Genomic DNA, 17587 nt, shown 5'->3' with positions numbered 1-17587 from the left:
GCTCAGGCGCCGGTGATCAGCTTCCCGGCCTTGGCGATCCACGAGCCCGCATTCTCGCGCGGCTCGAGCCCACCAGTCTGCAGGAGCTTGTAGGAATCCTTGTACCACACGCTGTCGGGATAGTTGGTGCCGAGCACAGCAGCGGCAGTCTGCGCTTCCGATGTCAGCCCCATCGCGTAATAGGTTTCGGTAAGACGCGCGAGCGCTTCCTCGACATGGCGCGTATTGGAATAGGTCTCCACCACGACGCGGAACCGCTTGACGGCGGCGATGTATTCACGGCGCTCGAGATAATAGCGGCCGATCTGCATCTCCTTGCCGGCGAGCTGGTCGTTGGCGAAGCGGATCTTTTCCTTGGCGTCGTCGACATATTCGGAATCGGGCCAGCGCGTCACCAGATCCTGCATCGTCTGCACGGTCTGACGCGCTTCCTTCTGATCCTGGGTGACATCCCTGATTTGCCGGTAATAGCTCAGCCCGATGATATACTGGGCATAGGCAGCGTCGTCGGTCGACGGATAGAGCGTGAGATAGCGCTTGGCCGAACCGATCGCCTCGGTATAGTTGCCTTGGCGATAGTCGGCAAAGGCGCCCATCACCATCGATTTGCGGGCGTATTCGGAATAGGGATGCTGGCGGTCGACCGCACCGAATTTGCGGCTCGCCTCCTGCAGGCGCCCGGCGTTCAGATTGGCGAGGCCCTGATTGTAGAGAACGTCTGCCGGCTCGGTCTGCTCGACATAGGTCGACAGGTCGACATCCTTTTCGGACGACATGCAGGCCGACAGGAACAGCGATGGAACAACCACCGAAAGCGCCAGGAAAACAGCCCGATGCGGCGCTTTCGATTGACCAATTCGCTTGAAGAACATGATTGGATTCCGCCCTTTCGGCGTCATTTCAGTCGACATCTCGCCCTGGGGCAGCAGGCATAACCATAATCGCCGTGCCCGGCAACGCTATCTCCGGCCATTCGCACATTTTTGTGGCAGCCTGGCGCAACCCGCACACTTGCGTGATTTCGCCGGCCGATGGTGCATTCATGCAACACAGGCCGGCGGCCATAAAACCCGAAAAACGTTAAGAATCAGATCATCCAGGGCGCGTAGACAGGTGCATAGACGGCGCTCTTTTCGACGGTGCGACCGCGCTCGCGGCGTGTCGTCTCGACGATCTCGAACGCCGAACGGTCCGACAAAAGGCGGCGCAGCGCTGCCGCATTCAGCCTGTGGCCGCCGCGATAGGAACGGAAGCAGCCAATGAACCGAGCGCCGGCCAGCGCCAGATCGCCCATGGCGTCCATCGTCTTGTGGCGCACGAATTCGTTGGGATAGCGCAAGCCTCCGATGTTGATCACGCGGTTGTCGTCGCCGATCACCAGGGAGTTTTCCAGCGAGGAGCCGAGCGCGTAGCCGGCTGCCCACAGCCGCTCGACGTCCTTCATGAAACCAAAGGTACGGGCCCGCGCGATATCGCGGCGAAAAATGTCGGCGTTCATGTCGGATGCAAAGAGCTGACGGCCGATCGCCGGGCTTTCGAAATCGATCTCGATTTCGAAGCGCGTGCCGTCATAGGGCCTGAACTCCGCCCAGGAGGCACCGTTCTCGATGCGAACCGGCTTCACCACCCTGATGTAGCGGCGCTTGATCGGCAGCGTATCGATACCCGCCTGGTCGATGGCCTCGACGAACGCCATGGCGCTGCCGTCAAGGATCGGAACCTCACGGCCGTCGATCTCGATGACGACATTGTCGATGCCGAGCCCGAAAACCGTGGCCATCAGATGTTCGACTGTGGCGATGTGCTCGCCTGCCGGATCGCCGAGCATGGTGCACAGATCGGTGGCGCCGACCTCGGAAACGAGTGCGCGGAACTCTCGGACTTCGCTTCCATTCGAAAGCTGGAACACGACACCCGTATCAGCGTCTGCCGGCAGGAAATGAACGGTAACGGAATTGCCGCTGTGAACGCCGGTGCCGGTCAGCGTCGCACGCGATCTAAGTGTCGTCTGATAGTCGTGCAAAACAAACCCCATAGCCCATACTGCCTACGTCCGCTTCATAAGCCCAAAGGCGCGGCTCTTTGATCGGCAGGCAGGGCCACTTCCCCGAATCCCAGCAAACCGAAATTGATCGCGGCGAAGATAGTGGTCCGGCAGGAAGTCTCCAAATCACGGTTTCTTACTCTGTGTAACCGCGATCCGAAGCGGATGCGGTCTCCTAACTCCTTGTTTTGCAGGCACTTTTAACATTAACAGGCAAACAATTTCTTGTCTGCCTGTTAACAACTATTACGGACCGTTAACAGGTCAGTTGGCCTGGCGGCGCAGGAATGCCGGAATCTCCAGCTGATCGTCTTCCTGGACAGCCCTGCTCTGCGGCGTCAGCCGGCCCTGGTCGTCCAACTGGCCGCGGCGTGGCGCGTAAAGCTGCGGATCCTGGCTGGCAAGGCGGCGCACTTCGGGTGCCGCCTGGCGCAGTTTCGGCTCGCGCGGCTGGGCCGGCTGCAGCCGTGCAGGCTCTTCTTCGCGACGGGTAAGGCCGTTGGTCAGGCGCTTGAGCAGTCCCATCGGTCCGCTGTTCTCGTGGTCGGCCGGACGGCTTTTGGCTTCCACCTCGGCTTTCACCACCGGCGGAAAGTCCTCGACGCGCGGCATGCGCTGGGGCGCTGCCGGCTGAAGCACTTCACGCTGCGGCGCGGGCTGCATCGTTTGCTGAACCATTGGCTGCAGCATCGGCTGCGGCTGGGCCGGCGGCGCCTGGAAGATCTTGCTCTGCGGGCGGAAATCTTCCGCCTGGGAGGCCGGCGCGGGACGCGCCATCGCCGCCGCATTCGCCTCGGCGAGCTGGATTGCCTCGGCGACCGGATCGGCGGCGCGCGGCTCGTAGCCTCCCTGCTGGACAGGCGCCGGGCGGCTTTCGGTGACCGGAGCGGCCGGGCGGCTGACCGGCTTTGGCGGAGCCGTGCGGATGGCGATCGGCGCGGCAGCGATGTCTGCTGCCGATTTGTCGATGCCGGTAGCAACCACCGAGACGCGGATGACGCCTTCGAGATCCTCGTCGAACGTCGCACCCAGGATGATGTTGGCTTCCTGGTCGACCTCCTCGCGAATTCGGGTCGCCGCCTCGTCGACTTCGAACAGGGTCAGGTCGCGGCCGCCGGTGATCGAGATCAACAACCCCTTGGCGCCCTTCATCGAGGTCTCGTCGAGCAGCGGATTGGCGATCGCGGCTTCGGCGGCGGCCATGGCGCGCCCCTCGCCGGAAGCTTCGCCCGTCCCCATCATCGCCTTGCCCATCTCGCGCATCACCGAGCGGACGTCGGCGAAGTCGAGGTTGATCAGCCCTTCCTTGACCATCAGGTCGGTGATGCAGGCGACGCCGGAATAGAGCACCTGGTCGGCCATGGCGAAAGCGTCGGCAAAGGTCGTCTTGTCATTGGCCAGCCGGAACAGGTTCTGGTTGGGGATGACGATGAGGGTATCGACGCATTTCTGCAATTCCTCGATGCCCAGATCCGCCGTCTTCATGCGGCGCTGACCTTCGAAATGGAACGGCTTGGTGACGACGCCGACGGTGAGAATCCCCTTCTCGCGCGCCGCACGTGCAACGACCGGCGCGGCCCCCGTGCCGGTGCCGCCGCCCATGCCGGCAGTGACGAAGCACATATGGGTGTTGGAGAGATGATCGACGATCTCGTCGATGCATTCCTCCGCCGCGGCGCGTCCGACTTCCGGCTGCGACCCCGCACCCAGGCCCTCGGTGACATGCGCGCCGAGTTGGATCAGCCGATCCGCCTTGGACATGGTCAGCGCCTGCGCATCGGTATTGGCCACCACGAACTCGACGCCGCGCAAGCCGGCGGTGATCATGTTGTTGACGGCATTGCCGCCGCCGCCGCCGACACCGAACACGGTGATACGCGGCTTCAGCTCGGTGATGTCCGGCTTTTGCAGATTGATGGTCATTGTCTCCGTCCTTTGCCTTTCCCGCCGCTTCGCCGCTGCGGCCGCTATGGGGCTGTCCCCGTCACTTTAAAAACTGTCTCTCAACCACTGACTCATTCGATGCAGTTTTCCGCCTGTTCCGGTCATCCTGAGACCAGAAATTCCTTTCGCCGGATGGCTCTCGAAATTCGCCATCTGCGGGTAGATCAGAAGCCCGACCGGCGTCGAGAAAGCCGGCCCCTTGGCCGCCTCCGGCAGGCCCGCTACACCGAGCGGACGGCCGATGCGCACATTGCGTCCGAGAATGCGGCGCGCTGCCTCGGGCAGGCCGGAAAGCTGGCTGGCGCCGCCGGTCAGCACGACGCGCTTGCCGGCGGCGTTGCCGTAGCCGGACCTGTTCAGCCGGTCGCGCAACAGTTCGAGCGTTTCGTCGATGCGCGCCCGGATGATGCGCGTCATCACCGAACGCGGGATCTGAAGCGGCACCTCGCCGTCCTCGCCGATCGGCTGTATCGAGACCAGGTCGCGGTCGTCGGCACTGCCGGGCAGCGCCGAGCCATGCATCACTTTCAGCCTCTCGGCGGCATCGAGCGAGGTTGACAGGCCCTTGGCCATGTCCAGCGTGACGTGGTTGCCGCCGATGGCGATGGCGTCGCCATGAACGAACTTGCCTTCCGAAAACATCGAGATCGTCGTGGTGCCGCCGCCCATGTCGATGCAGGCTGCGCCCATCTCGAGTTCGTCGTCGACCAGTGCGGCAAGCCCGCTGGCATAGGGCGTCGCCACCATGCGCTCGACCGACAGGTGCGAACGGTTGATGCAAAGCTCCAGATTGCGCAACGGTGCCGCGTCACCCGTCAGCACGTGCATGTCGACGCCGAGCTGGTCGCCGACCATGCCGCGCGGATCACGCACGCCGCGCTCGGCGTCCAGCGAAAAACCGACGGGAAGCGAATGGATCACTTCGCGTTCGGCCCGCAGCGCCTGCTTGGCGCCGGCGGCAAGCACGCGCTTGATGTCGGCCTCGTCGGCCTCATGGCCGCCAAGGTTGATGGTTGCCGAGAAGCTTTCGCTCTTCAGCCGGCCGGCCGTCATGTTGACGATCAGCGAATCGACGGTCAGCCCGGCCATGCGCTCGGCGGCATCGACGGCAAGGCGGATGGCGTGTTCGGCCCTGTCGAGATCGATGACGACACCCGATTTCACGCCTTGCGATTTCTGGTGGCCGATGCCGATCACCTGTATGCGATGCGATCGCCCGCGCAGCAGCATGCCGTCCTCGCGCGGCTTGAGCTTGGCCACCACGCAGCAGACTTTGCTCGAGCCGACATCCAGCACCGTCATGATGCCGGACCGGCGCGATGAGGCATCGCTGTTGCCGCCAAGCCAGCTCATATCTTCGTCTCCGGCTTTCGCTTCGGCATTTTCGGCTTTTCATTGAGCGCGGCCTGACGCTGCGTCGCCGCCTCCGGCGTCAACTGGACGACGAGGCGATCGGAAAGGCGCATGTCGACGGCGGCGATATCGCGCGTCAAAAGCCCGTTCTCTCGGTCCATCCTGAGCAGATCGGCGATCGCCTGGTCCTCGCCATCCTCGGGGAGCTTGACCGTGATGCCGTTTTCCAGCTTCAGGTCCCAACGCCGTTCGCCGATGCGGATGTAGCCTTTGATCCGTGCGGCAAGCTCTGGGTATTTCTTGATCCTGGCCAGGAAATCCGGCGCCTTGGCCGGGGCGCCGGTGCCGACGATCAGCGGCAGCAGCGACTGCTTGCCGCCGGAGAATGGCGCGATCACGGCGCCGGAGCGCTCGATGACCGAAAGCTCGCTGCCCTGCTGCCAGAGCGCGAAGGGTTCACGCTCCTCGATGCGCACCTCCAGCGTGTGCGGATAGACCTTGCGCACCGCCGCAACCTCGACCCAGGGCAGCGTGGCGATGCGTTCCCGCGCGGCTTCGGCATCGAAGCCGATCAGCGACGTCCAGCCATCGAGCTGCATCCTGTCGAGAATATCGATCTCGGAGGTTGCGCGGTTGCCGACGACCTTGATCTGGTCGACGGCAAAGCCGGTGCGGGCGGTGATGCCCTGGACGATAGCGTCGACATGCCCGCCGAGATAGGCGCCATAGGCACTGCCCGATACGAGCAGCGCCGCCGACAGCACGGCTGCGGAAAACGGCGGCACCTCGAAGTCGTCCTCGCCCAGACGCGCGAGCATGCGCGCCGGCCGGCGAAGCAGGCGCGGCAGCACGAAATGGTCGAACGACAACGACACACCGAACAGCGTCGGCCCGGCCGCGCCCTTCCCCTTGCCCTGTCCCCACCTCAACGCAGACACGAAGCGTCCTCCACCATCCAACTCAACAAATCGCCGAACGAGTGTCCCGCCTGCGCGGCGATCTCAGGCACCAAGGATGTCGGCGTCATGCCGGGCTGAGTGTTGACCTCGAGCCAGACAATTTCGCCGTTCTCGGAGTGTCGATCATCATAACGGAAGTCCGACCGGGAAACGCCCCGGCAGCCGATAGCTTGGTGAGCCCTGAGCGTCAGTGTCTGTATTTTTTGGTAAATATTCGGTGAAATTTTTGCAGGGCATTCGTGTTTTGATCCGCCCGCGACGTATTTTGAATCATAGTCGTAGAAGGAATGGCCGGTCGGGATGATCTCGCAGACGCCAAGCGCCACATCGCCCATCACCGCGCAGGTCAACTCCCGCCCGTGCACATAGCGCTCCGCCATGACGGTATCGCCATACTTCCAGTCGGACGAACCGATGACCTGCGGCGGATGCGACTGCCCTTCGTGCACGATGACGACACCGAAGCTCGACCCCTCATTGACCGGCTTGACGACGTAGGGCGGCTTCATCGGGTGCTTGTTCTGGATGGCGAAGCGATTGACCACCTTCGATTCGGCAACCGGTATGCCGACAGACTTGGCGATCTTCTTGGCTTGCTCCTTGTTCATGGCAAGCGCCGAGGCGAGCACGCCGGAATGGGTGTAGGGGATGGCAAGATATTCGAGGATGCCCTGGATGGTACCGTCCTCGCCGAAAGGACCATGCAGCGCATTGAAGGCAACATCAGGCTTGAGCTCAGCCAGCACCGATCCAACATCGCGCGAGACGTCGACGCGAGTGACCTGGTAGCCTTCCGTCTCGAGCGCATCGGCACAGGCTTTCCCCGAAGACAAGGACACGGGCCGCTCGGACGAGAATCCACCCAGAAGGACGGCCACGTGCTTGCTTTTCATTTCCCGTCATTCCCTATCACGGCGGGCCCTTTCAGTGCGGGTCTGCATCTCACACGCCCCGGAAAGGGCCATACACTCAAACGCTCGGAGCAGTCCCTGCTCTGACGATTTCTGCACCATCGAGTCCCCGAGTTTCCCGGCAGGCAGCCCCTGACGGAAAAACGCTGGTGACGCGTCGAAACGACTCAAATCAGGAAACGCTTCAGGGCAGAGAATCAGAGAGTTGAATCGCTGGCAAGTCCTTACGATTCCGCGAGATTCACTTTCCGCAAAAATGGCCGCGAAAACTGTGTTGTTGAGTCCTTACAGCAACTGTCCGAGGAATTCCTGGACCTCGTGCCCCGGCCGGAATTTGCCGATGCGCTTGATTTCCCAATGCAGCCGGATGCCCGACCGTTCGAGCACGCGCGCGCGCACCGTCTCGCCAAGATATTCAAGGTCGTAGCCGGTCGCGGTTCCCGTGTTGATCATGAAGTTGCAATGCATCGGCGACATCTGCGCACCGCCGATCATCAGTCCCCGACAGCCCGCTCTGTCGATCTCCTTCCAGGCCGAGGTGCCCTCCGGATTCTTGAAGGTCGAGCCGCCGGTCTTTTCGCGGATCGGCTGCACGGTCTCGCGATGATGCTGGACGGCGTCCATTGCCGCCTTGATCGCGGCCTTGTCTGCCAAAACGCCTTCGAACACGGCTGATGTGAAGATCAGCCCGGCAGGTGCTGCCGAATGGCGATAGGCGTAGCCCATATCGGCGTTGCTCAGCGTATGCACATTGCCCTTGCGGTCGAGCGCCCGCACCTCGACAACGCGCTCGCGCGTCTCGACGCCATTGGCGCCGGCATTCATCCTCAGCGCACCGCCGATGGCGCCCGGAATGCCGTGGTAGAACTCAAAGCCGCCTATGCCAGCCTGATAGGCGACAGCGGCAAGGCGTTTGTCGGGGGTGGCCGCGCCCGCCTTGATCGTGGTCGGCGCAATCACTTCGGCTTCGCCAAAGCCCTTGGCCGAAAGCCGGATGACGAAGCCCGCAATACCGCCGTCACGGACAAGCAGGTTCGAGCCGATACCGACGGTGGTCAGCGGTATCTCTTCGGGCACTGCTCCCAGGAACGCAGCGAGATCGTCTTCGTCGGCCGGCTGGAACAGTGCGTCGGCCAGCCCGCCGGCGCGGAACCAGGTGATCTTGTCCATCTCGGCATTGGGCGTGATGCGGCCGCGCAGGCCGGCAAGCCGGCCGCCAAGCTTGTCGATCAATGCCTGGCCACGCATCATGAGGCAGTACCGCCGAGTTCCCTGGGCAGCGCGTAGGCCCATTGGGTGATGTTGCCGGCACCGAGGAAGACGATGAAATCGCCTGGTTTGGCCAGGTCGCGGATAACCGGCGCAATCGCCGCGGGGCCTTCGATGTAGCGCGCGTCGCGATGACCGCCGGAGCGGATGCGCGACACCAATGCCTCGGACGTCACCCCGTCGATCGGCTCTTCGCCTGCCGCATAGACCTGCGCCACCATCACCGTGTCGGCATCGTTGAAGCAGACGGAAAACTCGTCGAACAGGTCGTGAAGCCGGGTGAAGCGGTGTGGCTGGGCAATGGCGATGACGCGGCCCTTGGTGGCATCGCGCGCCGCCTTCAGAACCGCCGTGATCTCGACCGGATGGTGGCCGTAATCGTCGAACACATCGACGCCGTTCCACGAACCGGTACGGGTGAAGCGCCGCTTGACGCCGGCGAAGGACGACAGGCCCTTCCTGATCGCCTCGGCCGAAAGGCCGAGCTCATGCGCGACGGCGATCGCCGCCGTCGCATTCGCGACGTTGTGACGGCCGGGCATCGGCAGGCGCAGGCCTGATATCGTCGACTGGCCGCCGGTCTTGCGGTCGCGGATCACCACGTCGAATTCCGAGGTCGGGCCATCCATGCGGTGATTGATGAAACGCACGTCGGCCTGTGCGTTCTCGCCATAGGTGATGACGCGCCGGTCCTCGATGCGGCTGACCAGCGCCTGCACCTCCGGATGGTCGGTGCACATGACGCCGAAGCCGTAGAACGGCACGTTTTCGACGAACTGGCGAAAGGCCTCGCGCACCTTGTCGAAGGAGCCGTAATGGTCGAGATGTTCGGGATCGATGTTGGTGACGACGGCAATCTCGGCCGGCAGCTTCAGGAACGTGCCGTCGCTCTCATCGGCCTCCACCACCATCCATTCGCCATCGCCCATGCGGGCGTTGGTGCCGTAGGCATTGATGATGCCGCCATTGATCACGGTCGGATCGAGCCCGCCGGCCTCGAGCAGCGTCGCCACCATCGAGGTCGTCGTCGTCTTGCCATGCGTGCCGCCGATGGCCACCGCCTGCCGGAAGCGCATCAGTTCGGCCAGCATCTCGGCGCGACGGACGATGGGAAGCAGTTTCTCGCGTGCGGCCTTCAGCTCGGGATTGGATTTCTTGATCGCCGTCGAGACGACGACCACTTCGGCATCGCCGATATTGTCGGCATGGTGACCGACAAAGCACTCGATGCCCTTGTCGCGCAGCCGCTGCACATTGGCGTTGTCGGCCTGGTCGGACCCTTGCACCTGGTAGCCGAGATTATGCAGCACCTCGGCGATGCCGCTCATGCCGATACCGCCGATGCCGATGAAATGCACGAGGCCGATCGTCTGCGGCATCTTCATACGTGCGTCTCCTTCCTGAATTCCGATACGCTTTTCTTCGACGCAATAGCCTCTGTCAGATCGGCGAGCAACCGTGCCGCGTCCGGTTTTCCGGCCGATTTGGCCGCCGCTGCCATTGTGGTCAGCCGCTCCGGATTGTCCATCAGCGCTCCGACGAGCGCGGCGATGCGCTCGGAGGAAAGCGTCGATTGCGGATGCACTTCGGCGCCGCCTGCCGCGGCCAATGCCGCAGCATTGGCGGCCTGGTCGTGGTCGAGCGCATGCGGATAGGGCACCAGCAGCGCCGGCCGGCCGATCACCGCGATTTCCGATACGGTCGATGCGCCGGATCGTGACATCACCAGGTGCGCCGCAGCCATGCGCGCCGCCAAGTCGGTGAAGAAGGGCGACACCTCAGCCTCGACGCCAAGGACGGCATAGGCCGCCTTCACCCGCTCGACATCGTCGGCACGCGCCTGCTGGGTGATATCAAGCCGCTTGCGTTGTGCATCGGAAAGCTGTCGAACCGCCGCCGGCACCGCATCGGAAAAGAACTGTGCGCCCTGGCTGCCGCCGAACACCAGGAAGCGGAACCGCTGCTCCCCGGTCGACGCCGCATAGGGCGTCTTTGCCGCCTCCAGCACTTGCGGCCTGACCGGATTGCCGGTCGTCACCGTCTTGGCGCCTGCAGCGCTTGAATCTTCGGGCAAGAACCCGCCGGCGATGGCATCGACACGGCCGGCGAGCGCCCGGTTGGCGCGCCCCATCACCGCGTTCTGCTCGTGGATCAGCGTCGGCACCTTGCGCCGCGTCGCCGCATAGAGCGGCGGCAGCGTCGGATAGCCGCCGAAACCGACCACCACGGCTGGCTTGACCCGACCGATCACGGCCGACGCCTGCCGCACGCCGCCCCAGATCTTCCAGAAGGCGGCGAGCACGGCGAACGGGTTTTTCGAGCCAATGGTCGCCGACTGGATCGGATGGATGCCCGCCGCCGGGAACTGGCCGGCAAAACGCTCGGCACGATCATCGGCGGCCAGATGCACCGTCCAGCCGCGCCTGATCAGCTCGTGCGCCAGCGCCTCGGCCGGGAAGAGATGCCCGCCCGTGCCGCCGGCCGCCAGAAGGATCGCGCCCCTCGACATTTCACTCCGCCGGCATGGCGCGCCGCGACGGCGCGAAGCCCAATTGCTTGCGCTTTTCCGGTCGCTTGCGCGTCAGCGCCAGCACCATGCCCATCGAGATGGCGATGGCGATCTGCGAAGAGCCGCCATAGGAGATGAACGGCAAGGTCATGCCCTTGGCCGGCATCAGCTGCAGATTGACGGCCATGTTGATGACCGACTGCAGACCGAAGACCGTGACCAGGCCGCCGACCGCATAGCGTGTGAAATCGTCCTGCTCCTTGAGCGCGGTGCCGAGGCCGCGCAGCACGATGAAGGCGAAGATGGTCATGATGAAGAAGCACATGATCAGTCCGAACTCCTCGCCGGCCACCGAGTAGACGAAATCGGCATGGCTGTCGGGTATCACCCGCTTGACGGTGCCCTCGCCCGGCCCGACGCCGAACCAGCCGCCATTGATCAGCGCATCGCGGCCCATGTCGACCTGGAACGTGTCGCCCTCGCCGGTCATGAAGCGATCGATGCGGCCGGCGACATGCGGGAACACGGTGTAGGCGGCAAACACGCCGCCGACGCCGACAGCGCCCAGCGCGATGATCCACAGCCATGGCAGCCCGGCCATGAAGAACATCACCCCCCAGGTGCCGAGTACCAGCATGGTCTGGCCGAAATCGGGCTGTGCCACCAGCAGCGAGATGACGAGGGCCAGCAGCAGCATGGCGAACAGATTGCCTGGAATGTCGGGCTGGCGCTTGTGTTCGGCAAACAGCCAGGCGCAGATGACGACGAAGGCAGGCTTCAGGAATTCCGACGGCTGCAGCGACACGCCGGCGAGCGACACCCAGCGACGCGCGCCCTTCACCTCGACGCCGATGTAGAGCACCGCCAACATCAGCACCAGCGTGATGCACAGCATCGCCAGGGCCATGCGCCTGATCTGCCGCGATTCCAGGAAGGAGACGGCCAGCATCACGCCAAGTGCGGGAATGGTGAAGATGATCTGCCTCGTGGCGAAGTGGAAACTGTCCAGGCCGATGCGCTGGGCCACCGCCGGGCTTGCCGCGAAGGACAGCACGATGCCGAGCCCCATCAGCGACAGGAACGCAGCCAGGAACCAGCGATCGATCGTCCACCACCAAGTGGCAACCGGGCTTTTGTCGAGACGGCTTTGCATTATCGTGCCCCTCCGATGAGCTTCACGCCATCAATAGTGCTCGCAGCTTGCCTGAAGGCTTCGCCGCGCACTTCGAAATTCTTGAACTGGTCGAAACTGGCGCAGGCCGGTGAAAGCAGCACCACCACCTCGCCGTTGCAGTCGTCCCTCGCCGCGTCGCTTGCCGCATGCTCGACTGCTGCGGCCAGAGTGCCGGAGATCTCGTAGGGCACCGCCTCGCCAAGCGTCGCCGAGAAGGCTGGTGCGGCCTCGCCGATCAGATAGGCCTTGGCGATGCGCGGAAAGAGGCCGCGCAACGGCTCGATGCCACCCTCTTTCGGCAACCCGCCGGCGATCCAGTAGATGCGCGAAAAGGAGGACAATGCGGGCGCAGCCGCATCGGCATTGGTCGCCTTGGAATCGTTGATGAACAGCACATGGCCCTTGCGGCCGACCTGCTCCATACGGTGCGCCAGCCCGGGAAAGCTCTCCAGCCCCGACTGGATCTCGCCCAGATCGAGCCCGACCTTGAGGCAGGCGGCGAGAGCGGCCAGCGCATTCTGCGCATTGTGCTGGCCGCGCAGCGAGCCGATGCCTTCGAGAAAGGCGACCCGGCTGTAACGGCCGTGCACCGCCTCCATCAGATCGGTGCCGTCGGCGAAATAGCCGTCGGTCAGCGGCAGGCGCTTCGAAATGCGAATGACGTGCCGGCCTGCCCGCTCCAGCCGGTCGGCGAGCTGGGCGCACCAGGAATCGTCGACGCCGACGATGGCCGTTTCGCTGCCGGCCGTCAGCCGCTCCTTGATCGCGGCGTAGTGCTGCATCGTGCCATGACGGTCGAGATGATCGGGCGTCAGGTTGAGCAGGACGCCGGCAGTCGGATTGATCGAGGGCGCCAGGTCTATCTGGTAGGACGAGCATTCCACGACATAATGCCGCCCCGGCTCCGGCGGATCGAGCGTCATCACCGCGCGGCCGATATTGCCGCCCATCTGCGTGTCGCATCCGGCCGATTTCAGGATATGCGCCGTCAGCGCCGTGGTCGTCGATTTGCCGTTGGTGCCGGTTATGGCGACGAAGGGTGCAGCCGGCGCCAGCAAGGTCCGCTGCCGGCAGAACAGCTCGATGTCGCCAATGATCTCGACGCCTGAAGCGCGCGCCAGTTCCACTGTCCAGTGCGGCTTCGGATGCGTCAGCGGCACGCCGGGCGACAGCACGAAGGCCGAGAATTTCGCCCAGTCGGCGCCACGCAGGTCGCCGGTCGCGATACCGACGGCCGCGGCATTGGCGACACTGCCGGGATTGTCGTCCCAGGCGAGCACCTCCGCCCCGCCCTCGATCAACGCGCGCGCAGTGGCGATCCCCGAGCCGCCGAGCCCGAAGAGTGAAACGCGCTTGCCTGCGAAGGATGCGGCGGGGATCAAGCGGCCTCCTATCGCAGCTTGAGGGTCGACAGGCCGACCAGCGCCAGGATGACGGCGATGATCCAGAAGCGGATCACCACCTGGCTTTCGGTCCAGCCGAGCTTTTCGAAATGATGGTGGATCGGCGCCATCAGGAATACCCGCTTGCCGGTCATCTTGAAGTAGCCGACCTGGATGATGACCGACAGGATCTCGACGACGAACAGGCCGCCGACGATGACCAGCACGATCTCGTGCTTGGTGGCAACCGCAACCGTGCCGATCAGGCCGCCAAGCGCCAGCGAGCCGGTATCGCCCATGAAGATCGCCGCCGGCGGTGCGTTGAACCACAGGAAGCCGAGGCCGGCGCCGATCACTGCGCCGAGGACCACCGCCAATTCACCGGTGCCGGGCACGAAATGGATCTGCAAATACTCGGCGAACACCGCATTGCCGGACAGGTAGGCGATGACGCCGAAGGACGCCGCCGCGATCATGATCGGCACGATCGCAAGGCCGTCGAGGCCATCGGTCAGGTTCACCGCGTTGCCGGCGCCGACGATGACGAAGCACGAGAACGGGATGAAGAACCAGCCGAGATTGATGAGGAACTCCTTGGCGAAGGGGAAGGTCAGAGACGACGAGAACGGCGCCTGGCCGTTGTGCATGATCACCCAGGCGGCGATGCCGGCGATGACGAATTCAAGCCCCAGCCGCGCCTTGCCGGAAAAGCCGAGATGCGATTGCTTCGTCACCTTGAGATAATCGTCGTAGAACCCGATCGAGCCGAAACCCAGGGTCACCAGCAGCACCACCCAGACATAGATGCTGGACAGGTTCGCCCACAGCAGCGACGAGCCGATGATGCCGCACAGGATCATCAGCCCGCCCATGGTCGGCGTGCCGGCTTTCTTGAAATGCGTCTGCGGCCCGTCGGCACGGATCGGCTGGCCCTTGCCCTGCCGCAGCCTCAGCGAATTGATGATGGCCGGGCCGAAGATGAAGACGATCAGCGCCGCGGTGATCAGCGCGCCGCCGGTGCGGAAGGTTATGTAGCGGAAGACGTTGAAGACCGAGATCTTGTCCGCGAATTCGACGAGCAGTGTGAACATGCGATTCGGTCCCCGGACCTGGCTCTAGGTCTGTTTGGCGGTTGCGGCTGCCGCCGGAAATTTGCTGAGCAGTGCGTCGACCAGTTTGGAAAACCCGATGCCTTTCGACGATTTGATCATCACCACGTCGCCCGGCTTCAGCGCCGACAGAAGCACCAGTTTCAGATCCTCCGCGCCGGCGCGATATTCTGTCTCGATCTCATCAGGCAGGATGTCGGCCAGCGCCCGCATTTGCGGGCCGGCGAGAAACACCGTGCGCGTCTCGGTGCCGATGATGAGATCGGCAAGGGCAGCGTGCAGCTTCGCCGAATGATCGCCGAGCTCGAGCATGTCGCCGAGCACCGCGATGCGCCTGCCTTCGCCTGACACCGGCGTCGCATTGAGCAGCGCCATCGCTGCGCTCATCGACGCCGGATTGGCGTTGTAGCTCTCGTCGATCAGCGTGATCGGACCTTTGGGGTGGCGCAGCACATGGCGCTTGCCGCGTCCGCGTTCGGCCGAAAGATCGGCCAGCGCCAGCGCCACCCTGGCGATGTCGGCGCCGACCAGGTGCGCGGCGCCCAGCACAGCCAGCACATTCTGCACCATGTGTCGGCCCGGCGCGCCGACCCTGGCGGTGATCTCCTGACCGCCGATCTTGGCGGTGATGACGGAATGATCGGCATGCAGCGCGCATGTCAGCAGCTTGAAGGTTGCACGGGCATTCTCGCCAAAGCCGTAGATGTGCTCGACGCCGGCGGCTCTCGCCATCTTGTCCAGAAGCTTCCAGCGCGGGTCGTCGCGGTTGAGAAGGACGGCGCCGTCCGGTTCCAGTCCTTCGAAAATCTCGGCCTTGGCCTTGGCGATCTCGTCCAGATTGCGGAAGAAGCCGAGATGTGCCGCGGCGATCAGCGTGACGATGGCGACATGCGGCCGGACCATCCTGGCCAGTGGTCGGACCTCGTCGGGATGGTTCATGCCGATCTCGAACACGGCATAGTCGCAATCCACAGGCATCCGCGCCAGCGTCAGCGGCACGCCCCAGTGGTTGTTGAAAGACTGCGCCGATGCGTGCACCTTGCCGACCACTGACAACACATGGCGCAGCGCTTCCTTGGTGGTGGTCTTGCCCGCCGAACCGGTCACCGCGATGATCTTGGCATTCGAGCGCGCGCGGGCGGCCAGCCCCAGCTTTTCCAGCGCGGCCAAGACGTCCTGCACGACGATCATCGGCGCCGTCAGCCGCCCGAGCGACGGCAGCTTGCCCTCGGCGACGACCAGCACGCCGGCGCCGGCCTTGATGGCGGCGGTCGCGAAATCATGGCCGTCCATCGCCTCGCCCTTGATCGCGAAGAAAGCATCGCCCGGCTCAAGGCTGCGGCTGTCGATCGAGATGCCGCTGATACCCTCCGGCATCGGACCGAGCGGTCGTCCGCCCATGGCGGCGACGAGATCCTCTGAGGTCCACAGGAAGCTCATGCGGCGTGCTCCTGGAGCGCGGCGCGGACTTCCTCATGGTCGGAAAAATGCAGCGTTTCGGCGCCGACGGTCTGGCCTTCCTCATGCCCCTTGCCGGCCACGATCAGCGTATCGCCGGCATGGAGCATGGCGACTGCCTGGTGGATCGCCTTGCGCCGGTCACCGATCTCGATGGCGCCGGGTGCAGCGGCAAGAATCGCGGCACGGATCGTTTCGGGCACTTCCGAGCGCGGATTGTCGTCGGTGACGATGACGACATCGGCGAGCCGCGTGGCGATCTCGCCCATGATCGGACGCTTGCCACGGTCGCGGTCGCCGCCGCAGCCGAACACGACGATGACGCGGCCGGTGGTGAACGGCCGGACCGAAGCCAACACGTTTTCCAGCGCGTCCGGCTTGTGCGCGTAATCGACATAGACCGGCGCACCGTTGACAGCGGTGCCAACAAGGTCCAGCCGGCCCGGGGCTCCCTTCAATTTCTCCAACGCCATCAGGGCTTTGGCGGCAGGTGTTCCAGTACAAATGGCGAGGCCCGCCGAAACCAGGGCATTGGCGATCTGGAAATCGCCGGCCAGCGGCAGGTCGATCTCGTGGAGAACGCCATCGACTTCCACCTCGGCACGCTGGCGGTGGCGCTCGTGCTCGACCCGCTTCAGTGTCAGGAACTCGCCGTGGCGGCCGACCGTCAGCACATCCAGTCCCGCGGCCCTTGCCGCCTGGATCGTCGGCTCCGACCAGGGATCGTCGGCAAAGATGACGGCCGGCGCGCCCTTCGGCAGCAGCGCGTCGAACAGGCGCAGCTTGGCGCGATGATAGTCCTCGACTGTCGGATGATAGTCCATATGATCGCGGGCGAGATTGGTGAACCCGCCGGCTGCGAGTTTCACGCCGTCAAGCCGGCGCTGATCGAGACCATGGCTGGAGGCCTCCATCGACGCGTGGGTGACGCCGGCCTCCGCCAGTTCGCGCAGCAGCCTGTGCAGGTCGACCGGGTCGGGGGTGGTCAGCGAGCCGTACTCGTTGCGGCCCGGCGCCACCACGCCGGTCGTGCCGATCGAAGCAGCGGCAAAGCCTGACTGCTCCCAGATCTGCCTGGTGAAAGCCGCAACCGATGTCTTGCCGCTGGTGCCGGTCACCGCGACCATGGTTTGCGGCTGCCTGCCGAAGTAGCGGGCCGCACTCAGCGCCAGCGCCAGGCGCGGATCGTCGACAGCGAAAACCGGCACCGGCAGTCCGGTGACGGCGCCGCTGCCCTTGCCGGTCACGATCGCTGCGGCGCCGCGCTTGGCGGCATCGGCGGCATAGGCCGCGCCATCGGTCTTGGTGCCAGCGAGGGCGAAGAAGACCACGCCCGGTCCTACCTGGCGGGAATCCAAAGAAATCCCGGTAACCTCCGTATCGAAGGACGCTGTCCCCTCGACAGGCAGGATACCGGCTAGGTCTTTCAGCTTCATCGAACCCCGTTCATAGCAACAAAATAGCGCGCAGTTGCC

14 protein-coding genes are annotated in these 17587 nt (G+C 64.2%); all 14 read right to left on the bottom strand.

Features of this window, described 5'->3' with window-relative positions; translation table 11 throughout:
• Positions 1 to 2 precede the first annotated feature (2 nt).
• Positions 3 to 872 carry an outer membrane protein assembly factor BamD gene (locus AC0L2B_RS13725; RefSeq protein ID WP_128174186.1) on the bottom strand — a complete coding sequence of 290 codons (870 nt, stop codon included), beginning with the start codon at positions 870 to 872 and terminating at the stop codon, positions 3 to 5.
• A 215-nt stretch (positions 873 to 1087) separates the two neighbouring features.
• On the bottom strand, positions 1088 to 2035 hold the full coding sequence (gene lpxC, locus AC0L2B_RS13720; protein ID WP_077383199.1) for a UDP-3-O-acyl-N-acetylglucosamine deacetylase: 948 nt from the start codon (positions 2033 to 2035) through the stop codon (positions 1088 to 1090).
• Positions 2036 to 2308: 273 nt separating this feature from the next.
• Entirely contained in the window at positions 2309 to 3967 is a 1659-nt protein-coding gene (gene ftsZ, locus AC0L2B_RS13715; RefSeq protein WP_473509122.1) for a cell division protein FtsZ, read from the bottom strand.
• A gap of 66 nt (positions 3968 to 4033) precedes the next feature.
• The gene (ftsA, locus tag AC0L2B_RS13710) at positions 4034 to 5341 is read right to left on the bottom strand and encodes a cell division protein FtsA (RefSeq protein ID WP_023798744.1); all 1308 of its coding nucleotides are present in this window, start codon (positions 5339 to 5341) and stop codon (positions 4034 to 4036) included.
• A complete protein-coding gene (locus AC0L2B_RS13705) occupies positions 5338 to 6279 on the bottom strand; it encodes a cell division protein FtsQ/DivIB (RefSeq protein ID WP_473745704.1) in 942 nt (313 codons plus the stop codon). Before AC0L2B_RS13705 ends, ftsA begins: the two co-directional genes overlap by 4 nt.
• On the bottom strand, positions 6267 to 7193 hold the full coding sequence (locus AC0L2B_RS13700; RefSeq protein ID WP_023798742.1) for a D-alanine--D-alanine ligase: 927 nt from the start codon (positions 7191 to 7193) through the stop codon (positions 6267 to 6269). The genes AC0L2B_RS13705 and AC0L2B_RS13700 overlap by 13 nt, the downstream gene beginning before the upstream one ends.
• Positions 7194 to 7496: 303 nt before the next feature.
• Positions 7497 to 8462: a UDP-N-acetylmuramate dehydrogenase gene (murB, locus tag AC0L2B_RS13695; protein WP_128167162.1), complete on the bottom strand. Its 966-nt coding sequence runs from the start codon at positions 8460 to 8462 to the stop codon at positions 7497 to 7499.
• The gene (gene murC / locus AC0L2B_RS13690) at positions 8459 to 9865 is read right to left on the bottom strand and encodes a UDP-N-acetylmuramate--L-alanine ligase (protein WP_473745703.1); all 1407 of its coding nucleotides are present in this window, start codon (positions 9863 to 9865) and stop codon (positions 8459 to 8461) included. Before murC ends, murB begins: the two co-directional genes overlap by 4 nt.
• Positions 9862 to 10989 (bottom strand): undecaprenyldiphospho-muramoylpentapeptide beta-N-acetylglucosaminyltransferase, encoded by a 1128-nt coding sequence (murG, locus tag AC0L2B_RS13685; protein ID WP_473745702.1) that lies wholly within the window; start codon positions 10987 to 10989, stop codon positions 9862 to 9864. The genes murC and murG overlap by 4 nt, the downstream gene beginning before the upstream one ends.
• A 1-nt stretch (position 10990) precedes the next feature.
• On the bottom strand, positions 10991 to 12142 hold the full coding sequence (gene ftsW / locus AC0L2B_RS13680; RefSeq protein ID WP_473745701.1) for a putative lipid II flippase FtsW: 1152 nt from the start codon (positions 12140 to 12142) through the stop codon (positions 10991 to 10993).
• Entirely contained in the window at positions 12142 to 13545 is a 1404-nt protein-coding gene (gene murD / locus AC0L2B_RS13675; protein ID WP_473745699.1) for a UDP-N-acetylmuramoyl-L-alanine--D-glutamate ligase, read from the bottom strand. Before murD ends, ftsW begins: the two co-directional genes overlap by 1 nt.
• An 8-nt stretch (positions 13546 to 13553) precedes the next feature.
• Positions 13554 to 14636, bottom strand: a complete 1083-nt coding sequence (gene mraY, locus AC0L2B_RS13670; protein ID WP_023798736.1) for a phospho-N-acetylmuramoyl-pentapeptide-transferase — start codon at positions 14634 to 14636, stop codon at positions 13554 to 13556.
• Between the two features lie 24 nt (positions 14637 to 14660).
• Positions 14661 to 16094 carry a UDP-N-acetylmuramoylalanyl-D-glutamyl-2,6-diaminopimelate--D-alanyl-D-alanine ligase gene (locus AC0L2B_RS13665; RefSeq protein WP_091594146.1) on the bottom strand — a complete coding sequence of 478 codons (1434 nt, stop codon included), beginning with the start codon at positions 16092 to 16094 and terminating at the stop codon, positions 14661 to 14663.
• Positions 16091 to 17548: a UDP-N-acetylmuramoyl-L-alanyl-D-glutamate--2,6-diaminopimelate ligase gene (locus AC0L2B_RS13660; protein ID WP_473745698.1), complete on the bottom strand. Its 1458-nt coding sequence runs from the start codon at positions 17546 to 17548 to the stop codon at positions 16091 to 16093. Before AC0L2B_RS13660 ends, AC0L2B_RS13665 begins: the two co-directional genes overlap by 4 nt.
• Positions 17549 to 17587 lie beyond the last annotated feature (39 nt).

The sequence above is a fragment of the Mesorhizobium sp. WSM4815 genome, assembly GCF_055811575.1.
The sequence above is the reverse complement of the archived record's forward strand: the minus strand, read 5'-3'. Positions and strand labels throughout refer to the sequence as shown.